Origin of the sequence: Propylenella binzhouense (assembly GCF_009866965.1) — a bacterium.
GTDB lineage: Bacteria > Pseudomonadota > Alphaproteobacteria > Rhizobiales > Afifellaceae > Propylenella > Propylenella binzhouense.
Genome location: NZ_SPKJ01000012.1, coordinates 1 through 21,150, shown reverse-complemented (window position 1 = coordinate 21,150; position 21,150 = coordinate 1). Strand labels below are relative to the sequence as shown.

The window sequence follows — 21,150 nt, the reverse complement described above, 5'->3', positions numbered from 1 at the left end:
GGGACTGTTGCAGGGAAAGGAAGGCGCTATTCGCGGCCCGCGATCTCGAACTGCCACGGCGCGACCCGCCGCTCCACCCAGCCGACCAGCCAGTTGAGGCCGATCGCGAGCACCATCAGGACGACGATCGGCACGAACATGCGGGCCGTCTCGAAATTGTTGGCGGAGTTGATGATGATGCCGCCGAGCCCCGAGATCGCGGTGAAGAACTCGGCGATCACCATGGCGACGACCGCGCGGCCCACGGCGAGCTTGATGCCGGCCATGATGTAGGGAAGCGTCGCCGGCAGCACGATCCGCCGCAGGATCACGTGGTTCGGGGCGACGAAGGACTTCCCGACCTCGATCAGCGCCTTCGGCACCGCCCTGACGCCGAGCCAGGTGTTGATGACGACCGGGAAGACCGCCATCAGGAACACCACGCAGGCCTTGACCCAGAAGCCGAGCCCGAGCCAGAGCACGAGGAGCGGCACGAGCGCGACGAGCGGCATGGCGTAGGCGGCGGTCACATAGACGCCGAGCGCGGCCTCCAGTACGCGCGAGCGGCCGATCACGAGCCCGAGCGGGACGCCGGCCACGATCGCGAGAACATAGCCGACCAGGAAGGCCTGGAGGCTCTCGAAGAGCGCGGAGAGGAGCTCGCCGGAGACGAGCATCTCCCAGAACGCGGCCGCGATCGCCGACGGATAGGACCCGAAGACGGGGTTCACGTCGCGGCCGAAATACTGCCAGATGCCGATGGCGAGGGCGAGCGAGAGCAGCGTGATCAGCCAGCCCGGCACCTGGCGCGCCTTGGGGGGCTCGACGTCGGGGACCGGCGGCGCGCCGGCCGAACGGCCGGCCGTTGCATTGTCGGTCATGAGAATTCCTCCGGCCTCGGCGCTCAATGGGTGGTCTCCGCCTGATGCAGCGCCTTCCAGATGCGGTAGCGCGTCTCGGCGAACTCGGCCGAGCCGCGCACGGCGGCGAGATCTCCGCGCGGCCGCGGGAGACCGACCTCGATGATCTCCTGGAGGCTGCCCGCGCGCAGCACGATGATGCGATCGGCGAGGAGCACCGCCTCGTCGAGATCGTGCGTCACAAACAGGATGGTCTTGCCCGTGCGCGCCTGGATGTCGAGGAGCTCCGCCTGGAGCCCCTCGCGGGTCTGCGCGTCGAGCGCGCCGAAAGGCTCGTCCATCAGCAGCACCGCCGGATCGATCGCGAGCGCGCGGGCAATGCCCACGCGCTGCTTCATGCCGCCGGAAAGCTGGTGCGGACGGCGGTTCGCCGACTGCTCAAGCCCGACGAGCTTCAGGTACCGCATCGCGGTATCCTTCAGCTCGGCGCCGCGCATGCCCTTCATCTCCAGCCCGAACATCACGTTCTGGAACGCGGTGAGCCAGGGCAGGAGCTCGGCATGCTGGAAGACGAGGCCGCGATCATAGCCGCAGCCCGTGACGGTGCGCCCGTCCACCATGACCCGGCCGCGGGTGGCGGTCTCCAGGCCCATGGCGATCCTGAGCGCCGTCGTCTTGCCGCAGCCGCTCGGCCCGATGAGGACGGCTATCTCGCCGTCCTTCACGTCGAAGCTCACGCCGTTCAGCGCGTTGACGACGTGCACCTCCTTTTCGACCCGCAGGGCGAAGCGCTTGGAGACGTCGACGAGGCTTACCTGTCCCATTCCGATTTCCCGACCTGGCCCGACCTCAGTTGCTCTTGGCGGCGAGTTCGAGCGCCTTCTGGCGCGCGCTGTCGTCGACGAGCTTGGCGAGATCGACCTTCTGCTTGAGGTTGCCGGTAGCGGTCAGGAGATCCTGCATCCATGCGAGCTTCTCCATCGGGACCGGCATGTCCGGATCGACGGCGTCGTACTGCTTCACCTCGGCGAAGACGTCGGCCGCGCGCGGATCGTCGGCCGCCGCCTTCGTCATCTCCTTCGAGAGCGCGATCGACTCGTCGGGATGCGCGAGCGCATAGCGCACGCCCATCATCTGCGCGGCGAGATAGGCCGCCACCTCGTCGCCCCGCTCGGCGAGGGTCTTGCTCGTCACGTAGGTGCAGAACCGCAGGTAGTTCGGCGCGACGTCGTGGGCGTGGACCAGGAGCTTCAGGCCCTGGCTTTCCGCGAAGCGGACGAACTCGGTGGAAGCGGCCGCGGCATCGACGACGCCGGCGGAGACGGCGCGGAAGCGGTCGCTGTCGCTGCCCATGGAGGCGAACTTCACCTCCGAGGGGTCGATGCCGTTCTTCTCGAGCACCGCGCGGGCGATGAGGTCCGGCAGCGCGCCCGGCGAGGAGATCGCCAGCGTCTTGCCCTTCAGCTCCGCCGGCGAGGCGATATCGGGCCGCGAGAAGATGCCGTAGGTGAGGCCCGGCCAGTAGCAGCCGACGATCTTGATGTCGGCGCCCTTGCTGGCGGCGAGGAGCGGGCCGCCGGGGCTGCCCTCGTAGCTGTCGAGCTCGCCCGCGATCAGCGCCTTCAGCGCCAGCGCGTCGCCCTTGAACTGGACATATTCGAGGTCGAGCCCGAACTTCTCGTCGAAGTTCTGGTGGTTCGCCATGGTGACGATGCCGGCGTCGCTCTTCGCCTGCACCATGCCGTGCTTCCAGGTCTTGAGCTCCGCCGCGGCGGCGGTTCCGGCGAGGATGGTCGCGGCGAGCGCCGCCGCGCCGAGGCCGAGCGCCCCGCGCATGGTTTTCTCGAAGACTGCCATTCTATCCCTCCAAGGTTCGAAGCAGATCTTTCCCCCTGGCCGACGGCGCATCTCCCAAGCCGGATGCGCGCGCCGGCCGATTCCGGTACCGTCGGCGCCCTCAGGCCGGATCGCCCCCTCCGAGCGTCCCGGCCGCCCAGGCCGCATGGGCGAAGAGCTCCGCGTCCGCATCCGCATATCCGACGAGCTGCAGCCCGAGCGGCAGCCCGCCCGCCGAAAGGACGGGCAGGGACACGGCCGGCGTGCCGAGGAGCGAGGCCGGCACCGCGAAGGACGGGTCGCCCGTCGACTGCAGCCCGACGGGCGCGCAATCCGGCGCCGAGAGCGTCACGAAGGCGTCGAAGCTCGGGCGCAGCGCGGCGTGAAGCGCGCGGATGCGGGCACGCTCGGCGATGTCCTCGGCATAATCCTGCTGCGTCATCGCCTCGGCCTCGACCAGGCGATCGAGCATGACCCGGCTGAGCTTGGCGGGATCGCGGTCGCGATAGGTGTTGAGCGGCCAGCGCGATTCCCAGGCATTGATCCGCCGCGTGAGCGCGACGGCCTGGGCGAGCGCCTCCTCCAGCTCGTCGATGCGGCTGTCGGAGCCGCGGGTCCGGATTTCGACGCCTTCCGCCGCGAGCCGCGCGACCGCGCCTTCCAGGGCCCGCTTCGCCTCGGCGCCCGCCTCCGCCCAGCCGGGCGTCTCGAGAAGCGCGAGCCTTGGCGGCCGCACCGGAGAGGGCAGCGCATCCGGGCCGATGAGCCCCGCGAAGCCGGGATCGCCGCCGGCGCGGCGCGCGACCTCGCGCGCGACCTGCCAGGTGTCGGCGAGCGTGCCGGCCAGCACGCCGGTGCAGCTCTGGCTGAGATAATCGTGGCTGCCGCCGCGGTTGAGCCCGCCCACGCTCGGCTTGAATCCGAAGCAGCCGCAATAGCTCGCCGGACGGATCGTCGAACCGACGACCTGGGTGCCGAGCGCCGCGCTCACCATGCCGGCGGCGACGGCCGCCGCGGAGCCGCTGCTCGAGCCGCCGGGCGTCCGGCTCGTGTCCCAGGGATTGCGGGTCGCGCCCGGCACCACCGCCGCGAACTCGGTCGTCACCGTCTTGCCGAGGACGACCCCGCCCGCCTCCCGCAGCGCCTTCACGGCGGCCGCGTCGCGCTCGGAACGCCAGCCCTCGAAGAGCGGCGATCCCATGCCGGTCGGCATGTCCGCCGTCTCTATGATGTCCTTGATGCCGAGCGGCATGCCGTCGATCGGGGAGAGCGGCCGGCCGGCCGCCCAGCGCGCGGCCGATGCATCGGCGGCGGCGCGGGCGGAGGCCGCGTCCATCGTCACGAAGGCGCCGATTTCGGGCTCGAGCGCCGCCACCGCCTCGAGGCACCGCTCCAGAAAGGCGCGGGGCGTATCCGCACCCGCCGCAAAGGCGCGGGTCGCGGCGAGGAAGGGCCGGGCCGTCGGGCGCGTGCGGACGAGCGACATCACGCCGCCTCGAGGGTCAGGGCGGCGACGCGGCGCTGGCTCGCGATCATCGAGCTGCGGAGCAGGAAGTCGCGCGCCTTGACGGGATCCGCCGCGGTGCGGGCGAGTTCCTCGAAGTTGCGCGCGCGCACCTCCGGATCCTTCGCCTCGAGCCGCCGCTTGTTGGCGATCGACTGCTCCTGGACGAATTCCGTCGCGACCGTCCGCCGCTGCAGCGCATAGAGGTCGAGCAAATCCTCGGGCGCGCCGCCGAGGATGATCTCCACGAGCTTCTCGCAGGCATTCGCGGCGTCCTGGATGCCGCCGTTGAGGCCCATGCCGCCGATCGGGTTGTTGACGTGCGCGGAATCGCCGGCGAGGAGCACCCGCCCGTGCCGGAAGCGCGCCGCCACGCGCTGATGGGTGACGTAGAGGTTGCGGTGCACGACCTCATAGGGCTCGGCGGCCGGGAAGAACTTCTGCAGGCGCGCCTGCACCGCCTCATCGCTCATGAGCTCGGCCTCGCTCAGCGCCGGATTGGTCGGGAACACCGTCCGCCACAGGCCCGGCGGGCCGTCGGCCGCCACCTTGAAGCAGTTGCACCACTCCTCCGGGTCGGCGAAGTAGCTGCGGTAGCAATAGCCGCGATGCGCCTCGAAATCGAAGGGCGTCGTCAGCACGATGAAGCGCTCGTTCCAGGTGAAGCCCTCGAACTCGATGCCGCACTGCTTGCGGACCAGGCTCCGGCCGCCGTCGGCGCCGATCAGATAGCGTCCCGCATGCTCGGAGACGCCGTCCGGCCCGCGCGCCTTCACGCTGACCGCGTCCTCCGTCTGGCCGATCTCGATCGCCTCGTGCTCGAACAGGAGCTCGACGTTCGGCAGGTCGTGCAGGCGCTCCAGGATCAGCTCGGAGGTCTTGAACTGCTCGCACTGGATGACGAACGGATAAGGCGTATCGTCCTTCAGCAGCGCGTGGTCGAACTCCGCGACGAGCCGCGCCCCCGGCCGGTCCCAGAACTGGAAGATCGGCGCCACCAGCCCGACCCGCGCCATGTCCTCGACGAGACCGGCCGTGCCGAGCACCTCGAGCGTGGCCGGGTGGGTGGTGGCGGCGCGCGGATCCTTCTGCACGGTCGCGTTCACGTCGAAGAGACGGACGGGAATGCCGGCGCGGCCGAGAAGGAGGGCCGAGAACAGACCGACCGGCCCGCCGCCGACGATCAGGACATCCGGATTTGCCATTTCGATACTCCGCCTCCCCTGCGGCCGGACAGCTGCCTTTGCCGCTCAGACATAGGTCGTGACATTGGCCTGGAACGCTTCGATGTGAGAGCGCATCGCCGCCTCCGCGGCGTCCGCGTCGCGCCTTCGCACCGCCTCCAGGATCGCCCGGTGCTGCTCCTGCACCCGGACATGATGGCCCGCCGTGTCGAGCGAGATGAACCAGAGCCGCAGCGAGCGCTCGTGCAGCTTGCCGAGGCACTCGGCGAGGACGGCGTTGCGCGAGGCGGCGGCGAGCACGGCGTGGAACTCGCGGTCTAAGAGCATCATCGGCTCGGTCTTGCGCGTCGCCATCCACTGGTCCGCGCGCGCGAGAACGTCGCTCAGATGACGGATCTCGTCCTCGCTCGCGCGCCTTGCGGCGAGCCGGACGCAATGGATCTCGTTGACGAGCCGGACCTCGATGATCTGCCGCGCCTCGCGGAGGTCGACGGGTCGCACCATCACGCCCTTGCGGGGGATGACATCGACCAGGCCTTCGAGCGCCAGACGGTCGAGCGCCTGGTGCACCGGCGTGCGCCCGATGCCGAGGATCGCGGAGAGATAGGCCTCGCTCAGATATTCCCCGGGCCTGAAGGCGAGCGTCGCGATCCGGTGGCGCACGGCCTCGTAGGCGACGTCGCGCAGGGACCGTGCGGCGCGCTCGCGGCCGCCAGCAGCAGCGGGCCGCTCGGCGGGCCCGCCCTGGCGCAAATCCGCGGAGGCGGCCTGGATCACCGCGCCGCGCCCCGCATCGCGGAAGGAGCATGGAAGCGCGCGGTGCAGGCGGCCGGACGGGACGTCGAAGATCTGCACATCGAATGCTGCCCTGTTCGGAATCGCGCCGCGTGGCCGTCGCGCCGAGGCGACCGCCACGCGCGCCGCCCCGCCGCCGCAGGTCCGGCAGGCCCCCGCCACTCGCGGACGGGGTCCGGCCCTGCCTGACCACAGTGTGATATTTCACACGCGTCTGTCAACGCCGGGGGGTTCATTCGCACAGCGGCGGGACGGTCCCATCTGCCGGACAACCGGGCGATGCTTGCACTTATTGTCATACGGGATGACAGTGCGACCGACCGGCCGGAGAGCCGGCGGAACAGGAGGAATCGATGGGTTGGACGAAAGGTTTGGCGGGGCTCGCTGTGGCCCTTTCGCTGGGTGTCGCAGGGCTCGCGCCCGGGCGCGCCTCGGCCGGGCCGGTGTATGACGGCAAGGACGTGGTGCTCGTCGTGCCGAATTCGGTGGCCGGGCTGATGTCGCGCTACGCGCGCATGATCGCGCCCTATATCGCGAAGCATTCCGGCGCCAAGCAGGTGCGCGTCGAGAACCGCACCGGAGCCGGCGGGCTGAAGGGGACGAACACGATCTGGACGGCAGATCCCGACGGCATGACGATCGCCTTCACCAACGTCCCGGCCATCATCCTCGCGCAGCTCTCCGACAGCCCGGGCGCCAAGTTCAAGGCGACCGAGTTCACCTATCTCGGGCGCGCCGCCGCCGAGCCGCGCGTGCTCGCCGTCGGCGCCGTTTCCAACCTGAAGTCGATCGACGAGGTGAAGGGGCTCGGCCGGCCGTTCAAATACGCGGTGCAGGGGACCGACGAGGACTTCTACGCCACTTCGGTGCTCGCCGATGCGCTGGGCTTCAAGATGCAGGCCGTGACGGGCTACGAGGGCCAGGCCGACACCGCGCTCGCGGCCATCAAGGGCGACGTGGACGGCTTCGCCAACGGCTGGATCGCGGTGAAGCCGATGGTCGACAACGGCGAGGCGCGCGTGCTCGCCGTCTATTACGACAAGCGGCTCTCCGACCTTCCCGACGTCCCCCTCGTCACGGAGCTGGTGAGCGACCCGGCGAAGCGGGACGTGCTGGAGGCGGTCGTCACCATCCTCACGATGAGCCGCGGCTTCTTCGGCCCGCCCGGCATGGACCCGGCCGCGACCAAGGAGATGCGGGCAGCGATCGAGGCGGCGCTGAAGGACCCCGAACTGCTCGCCGAGGCGAAGAAGGCCGACATGGACATCGTCTTCGCTTCCGGCGCCGAGCAGCAGGAGAAGGTGGCGAGGGTGGTGAAGGCGAGCGGCGACCTGACGAAGGTCCTGAAGGAGGCCGTCGCGGCCATCCAGTAGCCGCCCGGCCCCGGCCGCTCCGCCCCCGCGGGCGGAGCAACCGGCCGGGCCTCACCGTTCGATCGGGACGCCGACGAGATTGCCCCACTCGGTCCAGGACCCGTCATAGACGCGGACATCCTCGAACCCGAGGAGCTGCGTCAGCGCGAAATAGGCGACGGTCGCCCGGTGGCTCATCCGGCAATAGGCGATCACGGGCCGGTCCGGCGAGACCCCCTCCCCGGCCAGCAGGTCCCGCAGCTCGGAAGCCGGCCGGAACGCTTTGTTCCCGTCGAGGAGGCTCTGGTAGAAGACATGCCGCGCGCCCGGGATCCGGCCGGGGCGCACGGCCCCGGTATCGGGCCCGCCGGGGCCGCCGACGCGCTCGCCGCGATATTCCTCCGGCGAGCGGGCGTCGACGATCGTGCTCGTCCCCTCCGCGAGCGCGGCGAGCACCTCGTCGCGCAGGATGCGCATGCCGGGCACGCGCTCCACCGGCCTGTACGCCACCGGGGCGGGAGGCGGCGGAAACGCCGTCTCGAGCGGCCGCCCCTCCGCCGCCCAGCGATAGCGGGCGCCGTCGAGCACCTTCACGTTCCGGTGGCCGCAATAGCGCAGCACCCACCAGGCGTAGATGCCGAACTGGACGTCTTCGCCATAGACGACGACGGTGCTGTCGTTGCCGATGCCGGCCTCCCCCATCCGGCGGGCGAACTCCTCCGGGGTCGGGAAGTCGCGCATCCGGCTGTCCCAGAGCATCTCCTTCCACCGCCAGCAGATCGCGCTCGGCACGTGGCCGGCCTTGTAGGCCTGCATGTCGTCCTGCCGGAGACCGGCGATCTCGATCAGGCGGAGATCCGGATCGCCGCGATGCGCCTCGAGCCAGGCCGGGCTCACAAGCGAGCTGACGTCCTGCGCGCCGGTTTCGGCCATGTCCTCCCCCTCCATCCTTTCATCCCTTTCATCGCTCTCAGGCAGCACGCGCACGGCGATCTCCGAGCCGAGCGCCACCCGGCTCACCACGCCGCCGGATATCGCGGCCGCTTCCAGCGCCGCGCGGTCGCAGGACCGGATCCCGGGCAGCGCCACCTCGATCAGGATCATGTCGCGGTCCCGTCCCGTCGGCGAAGGCTGCAGGCTCACCTCGACGGCGAGTCCGTCGCTCCCGAGCCCGCGCCCGTGCAGGAAGGTCCGCAGCGACCCGGTGGCGCACGACCCGATGGCGAGAAGCAGGAGCTCTCCGGACGTGCAGCCGGAATCGGCGCCGCCATCCTCGACCTTTCGATCGGTGAAGAAGGAATGCCGGCCCGCGGTGCAGAGCAGCTTCCTGCCTTCGAGCCGACGGACGCTGACACGGGTCATCGGGAAAGCTCGCGAGACGGCGGGGAGGCGCGCATCACCTCCCTCGTTTTCACGTTGCGCAACATATTACCATATGCCCATAGTACAATCTAACCGGGGACCGCAAGCGGCCAGAAGAACCCGGACCGGTGAAGCAGTTCGGCCGGCGCACGCCGAAGGAGATGGCAGCCGGACGGGCTGCCCGCAGGGAGGGGGAAGCATGAAGACGATACGTGGAAACGGGGTCGGCGGGCCCGGCTGGATGGCGCGCCGCGAGGTGCTGAAGGCGGGCGGCTTCGGCGCGCTCGGCCTCGTCCTCGCCGCCGCGACGCGGAACGGCGCCTCGGCCGAGGACGCCGTTCCAAGCCTCGCGAACATCAAGGCCAACCTGAGCGCGCTCAAATATGGCGAGTTCAATCCGAACTACGTCGCCGCCTGGCCGCTCACGATCGCGCGGGCGAAGGGCTATTTCGAGAATGTCGGCCTCGCCGACGTCGAGCTGATCCTCTCCGACAGCTACATACCGGGGCTCATCGGCGGAAGCCTCGATCTCGCGCACGGCGATACGAGCAGCTTCCTGAGCGCCGCGGAGAAGAGCGGGACCCCCATCAAGGTCGTCAGCATCCTGCGCCAGAGCGAATGGTGGATCATGGGCGTCCGCAAGGGCATCGAGAAGCCGGAGGACCTGAAGGGCGCCAGGATCTCGGGCGGGTCGCTCGACGGCCGCAACACGTGGGTCCAGAAGGAGATCGTGCGCCGGCTCGGCCTCGACCCCGAGAAGGACGTCCAGTTCGTCCCGAGCTCGGGCGGCTCGGACAACCGGATGGCGGCGCTCATCAACGGCACGCTCGACGCGGCGAGCGTGTTTCCGCGTCACCGGGCGGGGATCGAGGATGCCGGCGGCAAGTTCATCTACGAGCAGCTCACCGCCGCCCCGCAGGAGGCGATCGGCGCGATGGGGGCCTGGCTCGAGAAGAACGAGAAGACCGCCTATGCCTGGGCGCTCGCGGAGCTGCGGGCGAGGCAATGGCTGTTCGATCCCGCCCACAAGGACGAGGCCTATGCCATCGTCCGGAAGTTCGGCTACGACGTCCCGCCGTCCTTCGAGGCCCAGTACGAGGTCGAGCTCCAGCAGCTGAGCCCGGACGGCGGCTTCGAGAGCGCGGCCGTGATGGACACCTTCCTCACCCAGCTCGGCGAATCCGGCGAGGTCCCGGCGGGGATCGACTGGCGCAAGCACATGGAGCTGAAATATGTCTGGGCGGCGCAGGAGGCGCTCGGCCTTCCGAAGCGCCCCGCCTCGCTCTGATCCACGCGCCGACCCGTGAACCGGCCGGCCCGTCCGCTCACGGGCGGGCCGGAACGGGCACGTAGTCCTCGAGCTCCGGCGCCGGAAGCTTCACGAGCGCGCCGGTCTCGGCGGACCGGTAGAGCGCCATCAGGATCTCGGTGACGGCGACGCCGTCGCGAAAGGTCTCGATCGGAGCCCGCCCGTGCCGGAAGGCCTCGACCATGTGGCGGTCCTCGCCGGTATAGCCGTAGGTCCCGGCCTCGTCCTCGAGCACCGGCATCAGCCCCTGCTCGGCGTTCTGCTTCTCGACGAGATCCTCGCCCTCGCGGCCGGTTACCGCGCGCGACATGAAGACCTTGAGCCCGCCGCCGAGCGAGCTGAACTCCATCGCATATTCCGGACCGAGGAGCTCGAGCTGGATGCGCAGGCCCGGACCGACATAGGCCCAGGAGGTGGTCGCCTCGATGATGACCTCCCGGCCCTCCGGGTCCTCGAGCACGATCGTGCCGCGCGCGAAGTCCTCGGCCGGACGGCGGCCGTAATCGACCGCGCCGCCGCTGATCGCCTTGAGCCGCTCGACATAGGCCGGGCGGGTCCATTTGAGGTTGCTGACCGTCGCCGTCGCGCTCACGACCTTCAGCTCGCCGCGGTCAGCGCCCGGCTTCGTGAGCATGAAGCGCGCCACCTCCGCGCTGTGGCACATCATGTCGAGGAGCACGCCGCCGCCCTGCTCCAGCCCCTGCCAGAACCAGGGCTCGTGCGGCCCGCTGTGCTCCTCGGCGGCGCGCGCCAGATAGGGCCGGCCGGCCGCGGGCACCGCCCGCCGCCAGATGATCTCCTTGCCGCGCTCCACCGCATTGGAGAAGACCTGGTTCTCGAGATAGCCGTGGTTGAGGCCGGCATCCTCGGCCAGCCGGAGCATTTCGCGCGCCTCGGGGAGCGTGCGGGCGAGCGGCTTCTCGCAGGCGATCGCGCGGACCGGCGCGCCCGCCTTCACCGCGCGATGGATCTCGCGCATGGTCTCGAGCCGCAGAAAGTTCGGGGTGAGCAGCCAGAGCGCGTCGACCTCGCCGGACATCGCGAGCGCCTCGACCGTCGGATAGGCCTTGCACGGACCGAGGCCCATCTCCTCGATCCGCTCGACGAGACCCTGGCAGTGCGCGGCCGTCCGGCTCGTCACGCCCGCGATCCGCACGTGACGCACGTTCAGGAAGGCCTGGACGTGGAACTTCGCGATGAAGCCGCTGCCGATCAGGCCGACGCGGAGCGTTTCGAGGGTCGTTGTCATCGCTGCTCTCCGGAGGAAGCTGAGAAAGGTCGGCCGCTGCAGACGGAAGCCGCGCGGCGGAGGCAGCCTCGCCTTCCGCCTCCGCGCCGCATTGATCGGAATCAATCGCGCCCCGCGCCGGCGCGCCCGCACCGCCCGCCGCCTGGGCAGGTGGCGCAGTCTTGATCAGGATCAAAAGCAGGCGCCGAATGCCAGCTTAAACCCGCTGATACGACGAGCGCGCCGCCGAAGCGGCCGCCGGCAGAGGGGGCACCATGGAACCGGCCAGAGCGGCATCCGGAGCGCGCAGTTCCGAGCAAGCGCGGCCGGCCATCTCCGCGCTCGGCATCTCCAAGCGCTTTCCCGGTACCGTGGCGCTCGAGAACGTCGACCTGATCGTCGCCCGCGGCGAGGTGCACGGGCTCGTGGGCAAGAACGGCGCCGGCAAGTCGACGCTCCTCAAGATCCTCTCGGGCGCGCAGCCTCCCGATTCCGGCCGCATCGTCGTCGGCAACCAGAGCTTCGCGGCGCTCACCCCGATCACCGCGCGCCGGGCCGGCATCGCCGCCGTCTACCAGAATCCGGAACTCCATCTCGACCTCAGCGTCGCCGAGAACATCTTTCTCGGCGCGGAGCCGCGGACGCGGCTCGGCCTCGTCGACGACGCCGAAATGGCGCGGCGGACAAGCGAGCTCCTCGGCCGGCTCGGCCTCTCGCTCCCGCCCGAGGCCCGGCTCGGCGATCTCGACATCGCGCTCCGGCAGCAGGTCGCGATCGCCAAGGCGGTGCGGGAGCGCGCCTCCGTGCTCCTCCTCGACGAGCCCACCTCCGCGCTCAACAAGGCGCAGGCCGACTTCCTCTTCCGCCTCATCCGCGACCTCGCGGAGGGCGGCATGGCGATCGTCTACATCTCCCACCATCTCGACGAGGTCCTGGCGATCTCCGACCGCGTCACGGTGCTCCGCAACGGACGCTGCGTCGGCGTGGTGGCGAGCGGCGACGTCGACAAGGACGACCTGATCGCGATGATGGTCGGGCAGACGGTGGGCGAGACCGCCGCGCGCCGCGCCCCGCACCCGCCCGGCGCTCCTCTCATGGCGCTCGACGGCGTCACCGTTCCGGGCCGCCTCGACCATGTCGCGCTGACGATCGCGAAGGGCGAGATCCTGGGCCTCACCGGCCTGACCGGCGCCGGCGCCCGCGTGCTCGCCGAGATCCTCGCCGGCATCAGGACGCCGAGCTCCGGCAGCCTCCTCCTGGAGGGCGAGGCGTTCCGGCCGCGCTCGATCCATGCGGCGATCGCACAGGGCGTCGTGCTCGTGCCGCAGGACATGCGCGGGCGCGGCCTCGTCATGCCGATGCCGGTCGCCCAGAACCTCACCATGGCGCGGCTCAAGGCGATCGCGCCGCGCCACTGGCTCAACCTCGCCGCCGAGCGCGAAAGGGCCGAGGCGCTCGTCGGGCAGCTCGACATCCAGCCGCGCGACACGACGCGCGAGGCGGGCCTCCTGAGCGGCGGCAACCAGCGCAAGACGCTGCTCGGGCGCGGCATCTTCGCGGGGGCCCGGCTGCTCGTCCTGGAGGATCCGACGGAGGGCGTCGACGTCGACGCGCGGCGGCAGATCCACGCTTATCTCAGGAGCCTCGCCGATGGCGGCACGTCCGTCGTGTTCGTCTCGACCGACCTCGAGGAGCTGATCGACCTCGCCGATCGCATCCTGGTGCTCCGCAACGGACGCATCGACCGGGAACTCGCGCCGTCCGGCCTGACGCCCGAGCGGCTTCTCGCCGCCATCCAGTCCGACCACGAGCGGCGCCACGCACAGGAAACGGAAGGAACGAGCGATGTCTGAGGCGATTGCCGAGAAGCCCGCCGCCCGCCGCCGGTCCTGGGACATCGGCCGCTATACGCTGCTCATCACGCTGGTCGCCATCGTGGTGGTGACCGCGATCGGAAATCCGCGCTTCTTCACGATCAACAACCTCTTCAACATCCTCCTGCAGATCTCGGTGCTCGGGATCCTGGCCGCCGGGCAGACCATGCTGATCGTCTCGGCCGGGCTCGACCTCTCCGTCGGCGCCGCGCTCTCCGTCGCCGGCGTCGTCGCCGCGCTCACCATCGTGTCGACCGGGTCGATCGCGCTCGGGATCGCGGCCGGGCTCGCCACCGGCGCGCTGATCGGCTTCGTGAACGGCCTGCTCGTCGCCACCAACCGGGCGACGCCCTTCATCGTCACGCTCGGCACGATGACGCTCCTCCAGGGCGCCGCGATCGTGATCAGCGGCGGCAGCCCGATCAACGGCATGGGCGCGCTCTTCGACGTGTTCGGGCTCGGCGATCTCTTCGGCGTGCCGAACCCGGTCTACGCCCTCGCCGCCACGCTGGTCGTCGTCTTCTTCGTGCTGCGGCGGACGGTGCTCGGCCGCTCCGCCTTCGCGATCGGCGGCAACGAGGAGGCGGCGCGCCTCTCCGGCATTCCGGTGCGCAGCCGCAAGATCGGGCTCTACACGCTGAACGGGCTGATCGTGGGCGTCGGCGCCGTCGTGCTCACCGGAATCCTCGATTCCGCCCTGCCGAACATGGGCAACGGCTACGAGCTGCGCACCATCGCAGCCGTCGTGATCGGCGGCACGCCGCTCTTCGGCGGCCGCGGCACGGTCGTCGGCACGTTCGGCGGCGTTCTTCTTCTCGGACTCGTCTCCAACAGCATGAATCTGCTCGGCGTCGGCGCGAACTACCAGAACGTCGTGCTCGGGCTGATCATCACAGCCGCCGTTCTTCTTCAGAAGAGGGGCTGACCAGCGGGCGCCGGACGCGCCCGGATCCCGGACCGGATGGCGGCCCGGACAAACCACAGGAGGGTGCCCATGTCAGGGTTCAAGTTGAAGCTGCTGCTGCCGGTCATCGCCGCGAGCCTCTTTCCCATCGCCGCGCAGGCGCAGGAGAAGACCATCGCCTTCATGCGCGCCGGCCCGGATCCCTACTACCAGTACGGCATGAACGCCGCCGAGGTCGCGGCCAAGGAGCTCGGGATCAAGCTCGTCACCTACAGCGCCAACACCGATCCGAGCCAGGAGCTCGCCAACGTCCAGGACGCGATCACCCGCGGCGTCGACGGCATCCTGATCTACGCGGTCTCGCTCTCCTCGGAGAAGGCGGCGATCGCCCAGGCGAAGCGCGGCGGGGTGCCGATCTTCTTCCAGTACGGCTACGACCCCGCGCTCCTCAAGGACGCGGCCGGCTTCATGCAGATCGACGTCGGGACGTTCGGCAAGCCGCTCGGCGAATGGCTCGGCAAGAAGCTGCCGGAGGGCAAGATCGCCATCATCGCGGGCAAGCTCGGGCGCGGCGACGCCGAGGCCTATACCAAGGGCTTCAAGGACGGGCTGGCGGCGAGCGGCTCCAAGGCCGAGATCGTGTCCGAGGTGCCGGGCGACTGGAACCGGCAGATGGCGCTCGACGCCGCCGCCCAGATCCTGACCGCCCATCCCGATCTCGACGCGATGTTCGTCCAGAACGAGGACATGGCCGTCGGCGCCTCGATCGCGATCGAGCGGGCGCGCAAGACCGATCAGGTCACCATGGTCGCCATGAACGGCGCGCCCTACGGCCTCGACCTCATCCGCGACGGCAAGCTCGCGCTCACGAACGCCAACCCGCCCTCGATCGCCTCGGTGATGGCGCTCCGCCTGCTGGCCGGCGTGATCGACAAGACGATCGAGCCCGGCAAGTACTACGAGGCGCCGACCCAGGTCATCGACAAGGCGAATGTCGAGGAGGCGATCCGCTGGGACGCGCCGGCCGAGCAGATCAAGGAATGGCTGAAGCTGCCGCTCCCGAAGCCGGTCGAGCCCGCCCCCGCCGGCTGACCGTTCCACCCGAGCCAAGGAGCCAGACCGATGGCCACGTATCGAATCTCCGTGAACATGGAATTCGTCCGCAGCGCCGATCTCGACTTTCGCCACGGCGTCGAGATCGCCGCCAAGCTGGGATACAAGTTCGTCGAGCCGATGGTGCACACCGGCTGGGAGCTCCTCAGCGAGGTGGGCTACTTCCACTCCTTCTCGATGGAGGAGGACCCGCTCCTGATGAAGGAGATCTGCGAACAGAACGGGCTGCAGGTCTCGAGCCTCAGCGCCCACAGCCCGCTCATGAAGCCGGAGGCGGCGGTGGCGCGCCTGACGCGGGCGGCCGTCCTCGCCGACTATGTCGGCACGCGGTTCATCAATTCCGACGAGATGATCAAGCCGGACTGGATGGACGACGAGGAGGCCCATCAGGTGATGCACTATACCTTGAAGCGCATGAGCTTCGTGCTCGCGCGCCACAAGGTGTTCCTGTGCATCGAGCCGCACGGGATCTACACCAAGGAGAGCCGCGGCCTGATGCGGATCGTGAACCTCGTCCCCTCGCCCTGGATCGCGGTCAACTGGGATACGGGGAACGCCTATCTCGCGGGCGTGGAGGACCCCTATGAGGGTCTCTCCCATGTCCGCGACCATGTCCGCCACGTCCATGCGAAGGACATCAGCTTCGCGCATGCGGAGAAGGAACGCGGCAAGGTCACCGGCACCGCGGTCGGCTGCGCCTGCGGCGAGGGCGTGGTCGACTGGGACCGCGTGCTCTCGATCCTCGACCCGCTCGACCGGGAGCTCACGCTCTCCGTCGAATGCGGAACGATCGACCAGGCGGAACGGAGCCTCGCCTTCCTGACGAAGCTCCTTGGCCGGCGCCTCCAGGCGGCCGCCTGACGGCCTTGCGGGCGGCCGGGCATCCGACCCGCGCCGCCCGCTTTCGCGAAAGGCCGCCGCGACGCTTCCCTGACCGCCCGGATCGCCGCTACAAGGCGCCTGAACGCGCGGGGAAACGCAACGATGGCAGCAACCAACAGACTGAAGATCGCAACCATTCCGGGCGACGGCATCGGCCGCGAGGTGGTGCCGGAAGGCATGCGGGTGCTGGAGGCCGCCGGCCGCCGGTTCAACATCGCCTTCCAGTTCGACGAGGTCGACTGGAGCTGCGAGCGCTACAAGAAGCTCGGCAGCATGATGCCGGCGGACGGGCTCGAGCAGTTCCGCAACCACGACGCCGTCTTTCTCGGCGCGGTCGGCTGGCCGGAAGTTCCGGACCACGTCTCGCTCTGGGGGCTGCTCATCCCGATCCGGCGCGAATACCAGCAATACGCCAATGTCCGCCCCGTCCGGCTGCTGAAGGGGATCACGAGCCCGCTCGCCGGCCGCGGCCCCGAGGACATCGACTTCTACGTCGTGCGCGAGAACGTCGAGGGCGAGTATTCGGAGGTCGGCGGGCGCGTCTATCGCGGCACCGAGGACGAGGTCGCCATCCAGGAGGCGGTGTTCACGCGCCGCGGCACCGACCGCATCCTGCGCTACGCCTTCGAGCTCGCCCGCACCCGGCCGCGCAGGCACGTGACCTCGGCGACCAAATCGAACGGCATCATCCATTCCATGCCGTTCTGGGACGAGCGCTTCGCCGCCATCAAGGCGGAGTACCCGGACATCGCCACCAGCCAGTACCACATCGACATCCTGACGGCGCATTTCGTGCAGCACCCGGACTGGTTCGACGTGGTGGTGGGCTCGAACCTCTTCGGCGACATCCTGTCCGACCTCGGCCCCGCCGTCGCCGGCTCGATCGGGATCGCGCCGTCCGGCAACATCAACCCCGAGCGGACCTTCCCCTCGATGTTCGAGCCCGTGCACGGCTCGGCGCCCGACATCGCGGGCAAGGGCATCGCCAACCCGATCGGCCAGATCTGGTCGGCCGCGATGATGCTCGAGCATCTCGGCCACAGCGATGCCGCCGCCAGGATCATCGAGGCGATCGAGACCGTCATCGCCGACCCGGCGTCGCGCACCCGCGACATGGGCGGGCGGGCGAACACGGCGGAATGCGGCCGGGCGATCGCCGAGGTCGTGGCGGGCTGAGCGCCCCCTCCCCCCCGAACCAGCGGCAGGAGACGATGCGGATCACCGAAATCAGGGAGAAGACGGTCTCGATCGCCAGCCCGATCGCGAACGCCTTCATCGACTTCTCGAAGATGACCTGCTCGGTCGTCGCGGTCGTCACCGACGTGGTGCGGGATGGCCGGCCGGTGATCGGCTTCGGCTTCAACTCGAACGGCCGCTACGGCCAGGGCGCGCTGATGCGCGAGCGCTTCATCCCGCGCCTGATGGAGGCCGATCCGGCAACGCTCGCCGACGAGGCGGCCGGCAATCTTGACCCCTTCGCCATCTGGAAGACCATGATGACGAACGAGAAGCCGGGCGGCCACGGCGAGCGCTCGGTCGCCGTCGGCACGATCGACATGGCGGTCTGGGACGCCGTGGCCAAGATCGAGGAGAAGCCGCTCTACCGGCTCCTCGCCGACCGCTACCGGGACGGCGCGGCGGACGACAGCGTCTGGGTCTACGCCGCCGGCGGCTACTATTATCCCGGCAAGGAGCTCGAGGGGCTCCGCGACGAGATGAAGTCCTACCGCGACCGCGGCTACACGGTCTGCAAGATGAAGATCGGGCTGGTGCCGCTCGCCGACGACCTGAAGCGGATCGAGGCCGCCGCGGACGTGGTCGGCGGGCCGCACAATCTCTGCGTCGACGCCAACGGCCGCTTCGATCTCGCGACCGCGATCGCCTATGCCCGCGCGCTCGAGCCCTACGGGCTCTACTGGTACGAGGAGGCCGGCGACCCGCTCGACTTCGCGCTCCAGGCCGAGCTCGCCGACCATTATTCCGGCCGGATGGCGACGGGCGAGAACCTGTTCTCCATGCAGGATGCGAGAAACCTCATCCGCTACGGCGGCATGCGGCCCGACCGCGACGTGCTGCAGTTCGACTGCGCCCTCTCCTACGGGCTGGTGGAATATATGCGGACGCTCGGGATGATGGCCGAGAACGGCTGGTCGAGCCGCCGCGTGGTGCCGCATGGCGGGCACCAGATGTCGCTCAACATCGCCGCCGGCCTCCATCTCGGCGGCAACGAATCCTATCCGGACGTGTTCCAGCCCTTCGGCGGCTTCGCGGACGATACGGAGGTCAGGGACAGCCGCGTCGGGCTGCCGGACGTGCCGGGCGTCGGCTTCGAGGCGAAGTCGAAGCTCTACGCGCTCTTCCGGCGCGAGCTTCTCGACTGAGACCCACGCCCGGCGGCGGCGCCTTCGCACTTGTGAGCAGGCGCAAAATCGTGCTCAATTGACGTCGCGCGCGATGAGCGCGGCAGCATCAAGGCGGCGCCCGGGAGGCGCCGTGACGGCAGGGACGCCTTCGGCCGACACTCGGCCGGGTGTCCCTTTTTCGTTTTCGGGCAGGGCCCGTTTCGAGGAGAGCGGCGCGGCATGATCGGATCGGAACTCGACGCCTTCAGGGTCACGCGCGAGCCCTATTACCAGCCGGTCGGGGACGAGGTGGCCGTGTTCGAGGCGGCCTATGCCGCGCGGCTGCCGGTGATGCTGAAAGGGCCGACCGGCTGCGGCAAGACCCGCTTCGTGGAACACATGGCCTGGCGGCTCGGCAGGCCGCTCGTCACTATCGCCTGCCACGAGGACATGAGCGCGGCCGATCTTGCCGGCCGCTTCCTGCTCGAGCCGGGCGGCACGGTCTGGCAGGACGGACCGCTGACCCGCGCTGTCCGGCACGGCGGGATCTGCTATCTCGACGAGATCGTGGAAGCGCGGCAGGACACCACGGTGGTGATCCACCCGCTGACGGATGCCAGGCGCGTGCTGCCGCTCGACCGCAGGAACGAGCTCGTCGCGGCGCATCCCGACTTCCAGCTCGTGATCTCCTACAATCCGGGCTACCAGAGCGCGGTCAAGGACCTCAAGGAATCGACGAAGCAGCGTTTCCTGGCGATCGACTTCGGCTATCCGGCGGCCTCGGTGGAGGCCGAGATCGTCGCCCGCGAGGCCGAGATCGACCACGACCTCGCGCTGCGGCTCGTCGACGTCGCCGCGCGCTCGCGCAATCTCCGCGGCCACGGGCTCGCCGAGGGCGCCTCGACCCGCATGCTGATCCATGCCGGCCGCCTCGCCGGGGGCGGCGTGCCGCTCGCCGCCGCGATCCGCTCGGCGATCGTGCTCCCCATCACGGACGATCCCGATCTGCGGGAAGCGCTCCAGTCGGCCGTGTCCGCCTGCCTGCAATGACCCCGTCGGCGCCTCCGCTCGTCGTGGTCAGCTCGCAGCCGCGGGGGCCGGTCGCGGCGCTCCACCGCTATGTCGGGCAGCGCGAGGGCCTGCGCGCCGGCTTCCGCCTGCATTGGCAGGAACTCGCGCCGCGCCTCGCCGACGACGAGCTCGACGCCTGGTGCGAGGCGGCGCTCGCGCTCGTCAACGTCAATGCCGGCCCGACCTGCCTCGACGCGTTCGCGCGGCTCAGCACGGAGCTGGTGCCGGCGCACGGCCTGCCGTCCGCCCTCCGGAGCGCGCATGCCGCCGCGGAGATCTGCCGGCGGAGCGGCTCGCATCCGGCGGCGCGCTGCCTCGAAGCGGGCCTGGTCGCCGCGCGCCGGCTGAAGAGCGGAGCGGAGATCGACCGCTGGTGGGGCGGGCTGCGCCTGCTCGCCCGTCTCGCGCCGGAATCGGTCGCGCCGCTTGCCGAGCGCATGGAGGCGGTGCTCGCCCGCTGCGACGGCCGGCGCTTCGAATCCTTCGTCCATGCCGGCCTGAAGGCGGGCGGCCGCGACCGGGTGCGGCGCCAGGCCTTCTTCTCCCTGGAGGAACCGCTCGCCCGCCAGCTCCTCGAGCGGGACTGGGACGCCGTCTCCTTCGACGACGTGGAGAGCTCATTGAAGGCGTTCGCCACCGCGCTCTGGGGCCAGGCGCCGGCACTCCGCGCGCTCGAGGGGACGGGCCTCGCGCTGCCGCGCCGGACAAGCATCGCCGGCGGAATCGTGCGGGTGCCTGCCGTCTATCGCGGCTTCGCGGCCGAGGCGGCGCGCCCGCTATTCCGCGCCGCGATCGCGCATGCCACGGCGCATTTCGCGTTCGGGGCCGTGCGCTTCCCGGCCGGCAGCCTGAAGCCGCTCCAGATCGCGCTCGTCACCCTCGTCGAGGACGCCCGGGTGGAGGCGCTCGCGATGCGTCGCTTCCCCGGGCTGCGCGCGCTCTGGGCGCCCTACCACACGGCCGGACCGTCCGGGGCGACGACGGCGCCGGTGCTCCTCGCGCGGCTCGCCCGGGCGCTCTTCGACCCCGATTACGGCGACGGCCACGGTTTCGTGGTGAAGGGCCGCGCGCTCTTCGACGCGGAGCGGGAAAACCTCGCGGACGCATCGATCAGCCGGCGGATCGGCGGCCTGCTCGGCAACGATCTCGGCCAGATGCGCATCCAGTTCAACGCCAAGAGCTATGTCGTCGAGCCGGTCTACCGCGACGACGGCTACGGCATCTGGGACTTCGGCGAGGACGGCGAGGCCGCGCCCGAGCAGCTCGAGATCTTCGTCGACGCGGCGAAGCGGATCGAGGAGGAGAGGCCCGAGGAGACCGAGCCGGACCGCAGGGACGGCGAACCGGACGAAGCGGAGGCCGGCCATGCCCGCGCCGCGCCGCCGGACGAGCGCGGGATCGCGATCGCGCGCTATCCGGAATGGGACCGCGGCGCCGGCCTCGAGCGGGCCGACTGGACCACGATCCGCGACATGGCGCCGGCGGCCGGCGATCCGCGCCGGCTCGAAGCGGCGCTCGACCGCGAGCCCGACGTCCGCGCCCGCCTAGCCCGGCT

18 protein-coding genes are annotated in these 21,150 nt (G+C 70.1%); 10 read left to right on the top strand and 8 right to left on the bottom strand.

The window, feature by feature from the left end; genetic code table 11:
• Positions 1 to 26 precede the first annotated feature (26 nt).
• The 6 genes from E4O86_RS05935 to E4O86_RS05910 form a co-directional block, all read right to left on the bottom strand.
• Positions 27 to 860 (bottom strand): ABC transporter permease, encoded by an 834-nt coding sequence (locus E4O86_RS05935; RefSeq protein ID WP_161139606.1) that lies wholly within the window; start codon positions 858 to 860, stop codon positions 27 to 29.
• 23 nt (positions 861 to 883) lie between these two features.
• A complete protein-coding gene (locus E4O86_RS05930) occupies positions 884 to 1,663 on the bottom strand; it encodes an ABC transporter ATP-binding protein (RefSeq protein ID WP_161139605.1) in 780 nt (259 codons plus the stop codon).
• Positions 1,664 to 1,688: 25 nt separating this feature from the next.
• Positions 1,689 to 2,696, bottom strand: coding sequence for an ABC transporter substrate-binding protein (locus E4O86_RS05925; RefSeq protein ID WP_161139604.1), 1,008 nt, complete (start codon positions 2,694 to 2,696; stop codon positions 1,689 to 1,691).
• Positions 2,697 to 2,796: 100 nt separating this feature from the next.
• On the bottom strand, positions 2,797 to 4,161 hold the full coding sequence (locus E4O86_RS05920) for an amidase (protein WP_161139603.1): 1,365 nt from the start codon (positions 4,159 to 4,161) through the stop codon (positions 2,797 to 2,799).
• Positions 4,161 to 5,384: an FAD-dependent oxidoreductase gene (locus E4O86_RS05915; protein ID WP_161139602.1), complete on the bottom strand. Its 1,224-nt coding sequence runs from the start codon at positions 5,382 to 5,384 to the stop codon at positions 4,161 to 4,163. The genes E4O86_RS05920 and E4O86_RS05915 overlap by 1 nt, the downstream gene beginning before the upstream one ends.
• 45 nt (positions 5,385 to 5,429) lie before the next feature.
• Positions 5,430 to 6,218, bottom strand: a complete 789-nt coding sequence (locus tag E4O86_RS05910; protein ID WP_161139601.1) for an FCD domain-containing protein — start codon at positions 6,216 to 6,218, stop codon at positions 5,430 to 5,432.
• A gap of 293 nt (positions 6,219 to 6,511) precedes the next feature.
• On the opposite strand from E4O86_RS05910, the gene E4O86_RS05905 reads away from it, so the two are divergent.
• Positions 6,512 to 7,531, top strand: a complete 1,020-nt coding sequence (locus E4O86_RS05905; protein WP_161139600.1) for a Bug family tripartite tricarboxylate transporter substrate binding protein — start codon at positions 6,512 to 6,514, stop codon at positions 7,529 to 7,531.
• A gap of 51 nt (positions 7,532 to 7,582) precedes the next feature.
• On the opposite strand, the gene E4O86_RS05900 is transcribed toward E4O86_RS05905, so the two are convergent.
• Entirely contained in the window at positions 7,583 to 8,872 is a 1,290-nt protein-coding gene (locus E4O86_RS05900; RefSeq protein ID WP_161139599.1) for a rhodanese-like domain-containing protein, read from the bottom strand.
• Positions 8,873 to 9,071: 199 nt separating this feature from the next.
• Between E4O86_RS05900 and E4O86_RS05895 the strand changes: the two genes are divergently transcribed.
• Complete coding sequence (locus E4O86_RS05895) at positions 9,072 to 10,160, top strand: ABC transporter substrate-binding protein (protein ID WP_161139598.1); 1,089 nt, start codon at positions 9,072 to 9,074, stop codon at positions 10,158 to 10,160.
• Between the two features lie 37 nt (positions 10,161 to 10,197).
• On the opposite strand, the gene E4O86_RS05890 is transcribed toward E4O86_RS05895, so the two are convergent.
• On the bottom strand, positions 10,198 to 11,430 hold the full coding sequence (locus E4O86_RS05890) for a Gfo/Idh/MocA family protein (protein WP_161139597.1): 1,233 nt from the start codon (positions 11,428 to 11,430) through the stop codon (positions 10,198 to 10,200).
• A gap of 254 nt (positions 11,431 to 11,684) precedes the next feature.
• Between E4O86_RS05890 and E4O86_RS05885 the strand changes: the two genes are divergently transcribed.
• The 8 genes from E4O86_RS05885 to E4O86_RS05850 all read left to right on the top strand — a co-directional run.
• Positions 11,685 to 13,262 carry a sugar ABC transporter ATP-binding protein gene (locus E4O86_RS05885; protein WP_161139596.1) on the top strand — a complete coding sequence of 526 codons (1,578 nt, stop codon included), beginning with the start codon at positions 11,685 to 11,687 and terminating at the stop codon, positions 13,260 to 13,262.
• Entirely contained in the window at positions 13,255 to 14,208 is a 954-nt protein-coding gene (locus E4O86_RS05880) for an ABC transporter permease (protein WP_161139595.1), read from the top strand. Before E4O86_RS05885 ends, E4O86_RS05880 begins: the two co-directional genes overlap by 8 nt.
• Before the next feature lie 69 nt (positions 14,209 to 14,277).
• On the top strand, positions 14,278 to 15,279 hold the full coding sequence (locus tag E4O86_RS05875; RefSeq protein ID WP_161139594.1) for a sugar ABC transporter substrate-binding protein: 1,002 nt from the start codon (positions 14,278 to 14,280) through the stop codon (positions 15,277 to 15,279).
• A gap of 30 nt (positions 15,280 to 15,309) precedes the next feature.
• Positions 15,310 to 16,161, top strand: coding sequence for a sugar phosphate isomerase/epimerase family protein (locus E4O86_RS05870; protein ID WP_161139593.1), 852 nt, complete (start codon positions 15,310 to 15,312; stop codon positions 16,159 to 16,161).
• 123 nt (positions 16,162 to 16,284) lie between these two features.
• On the top strand, positions 16,285 to 17,358 hold the full coding sequence (locus tag E4O86_RS05865; protein WP_161139592.1) for a tartrate dehydrogenase: 1,074 nt from the start codon (positions 16,285 to 16,287) through the stop codon (positions 17,356 to 17,358).
• A 35-nt stretch (positions 17,359 to 17,393) separates the two neighbouring features.
• The gene (locus E4O86_RS05860) at positions 17,394 to 18,563 is read left to right on the top strand and encodes a mandelate racemase/muconate lactonizing enzyme family protein (protein ID WP_161139591.1); all 1,170 of its coding nucleotides are present in this window, start codon (positions 17,394 to 17,396) and stop codon (positions 18,561 to 18,563) included.
• A gap of 201 nt (positions 18,564 to 18,764) precedes the next feature.
• Entirely contained in the window at positions 18,765 to 19,574 is an 810-nt protein-coding gene (locus tag E4O86_RS05855; protein ID WP_161139590.1) for a CbbQ/NirQ/NorQ/GpvN family protein, read from the top strand.
• The coding region (locus tag E4O86_RS05850) for a hypothetical protein (protein WP_161139589.1) at positions 19,571 to 21,150 on the top strand (1,580 nt) is incomplete at its 3' end. The genes E4O86_RS05855 and E4O86_RS05850, both read left to right, overlap by 4 nt.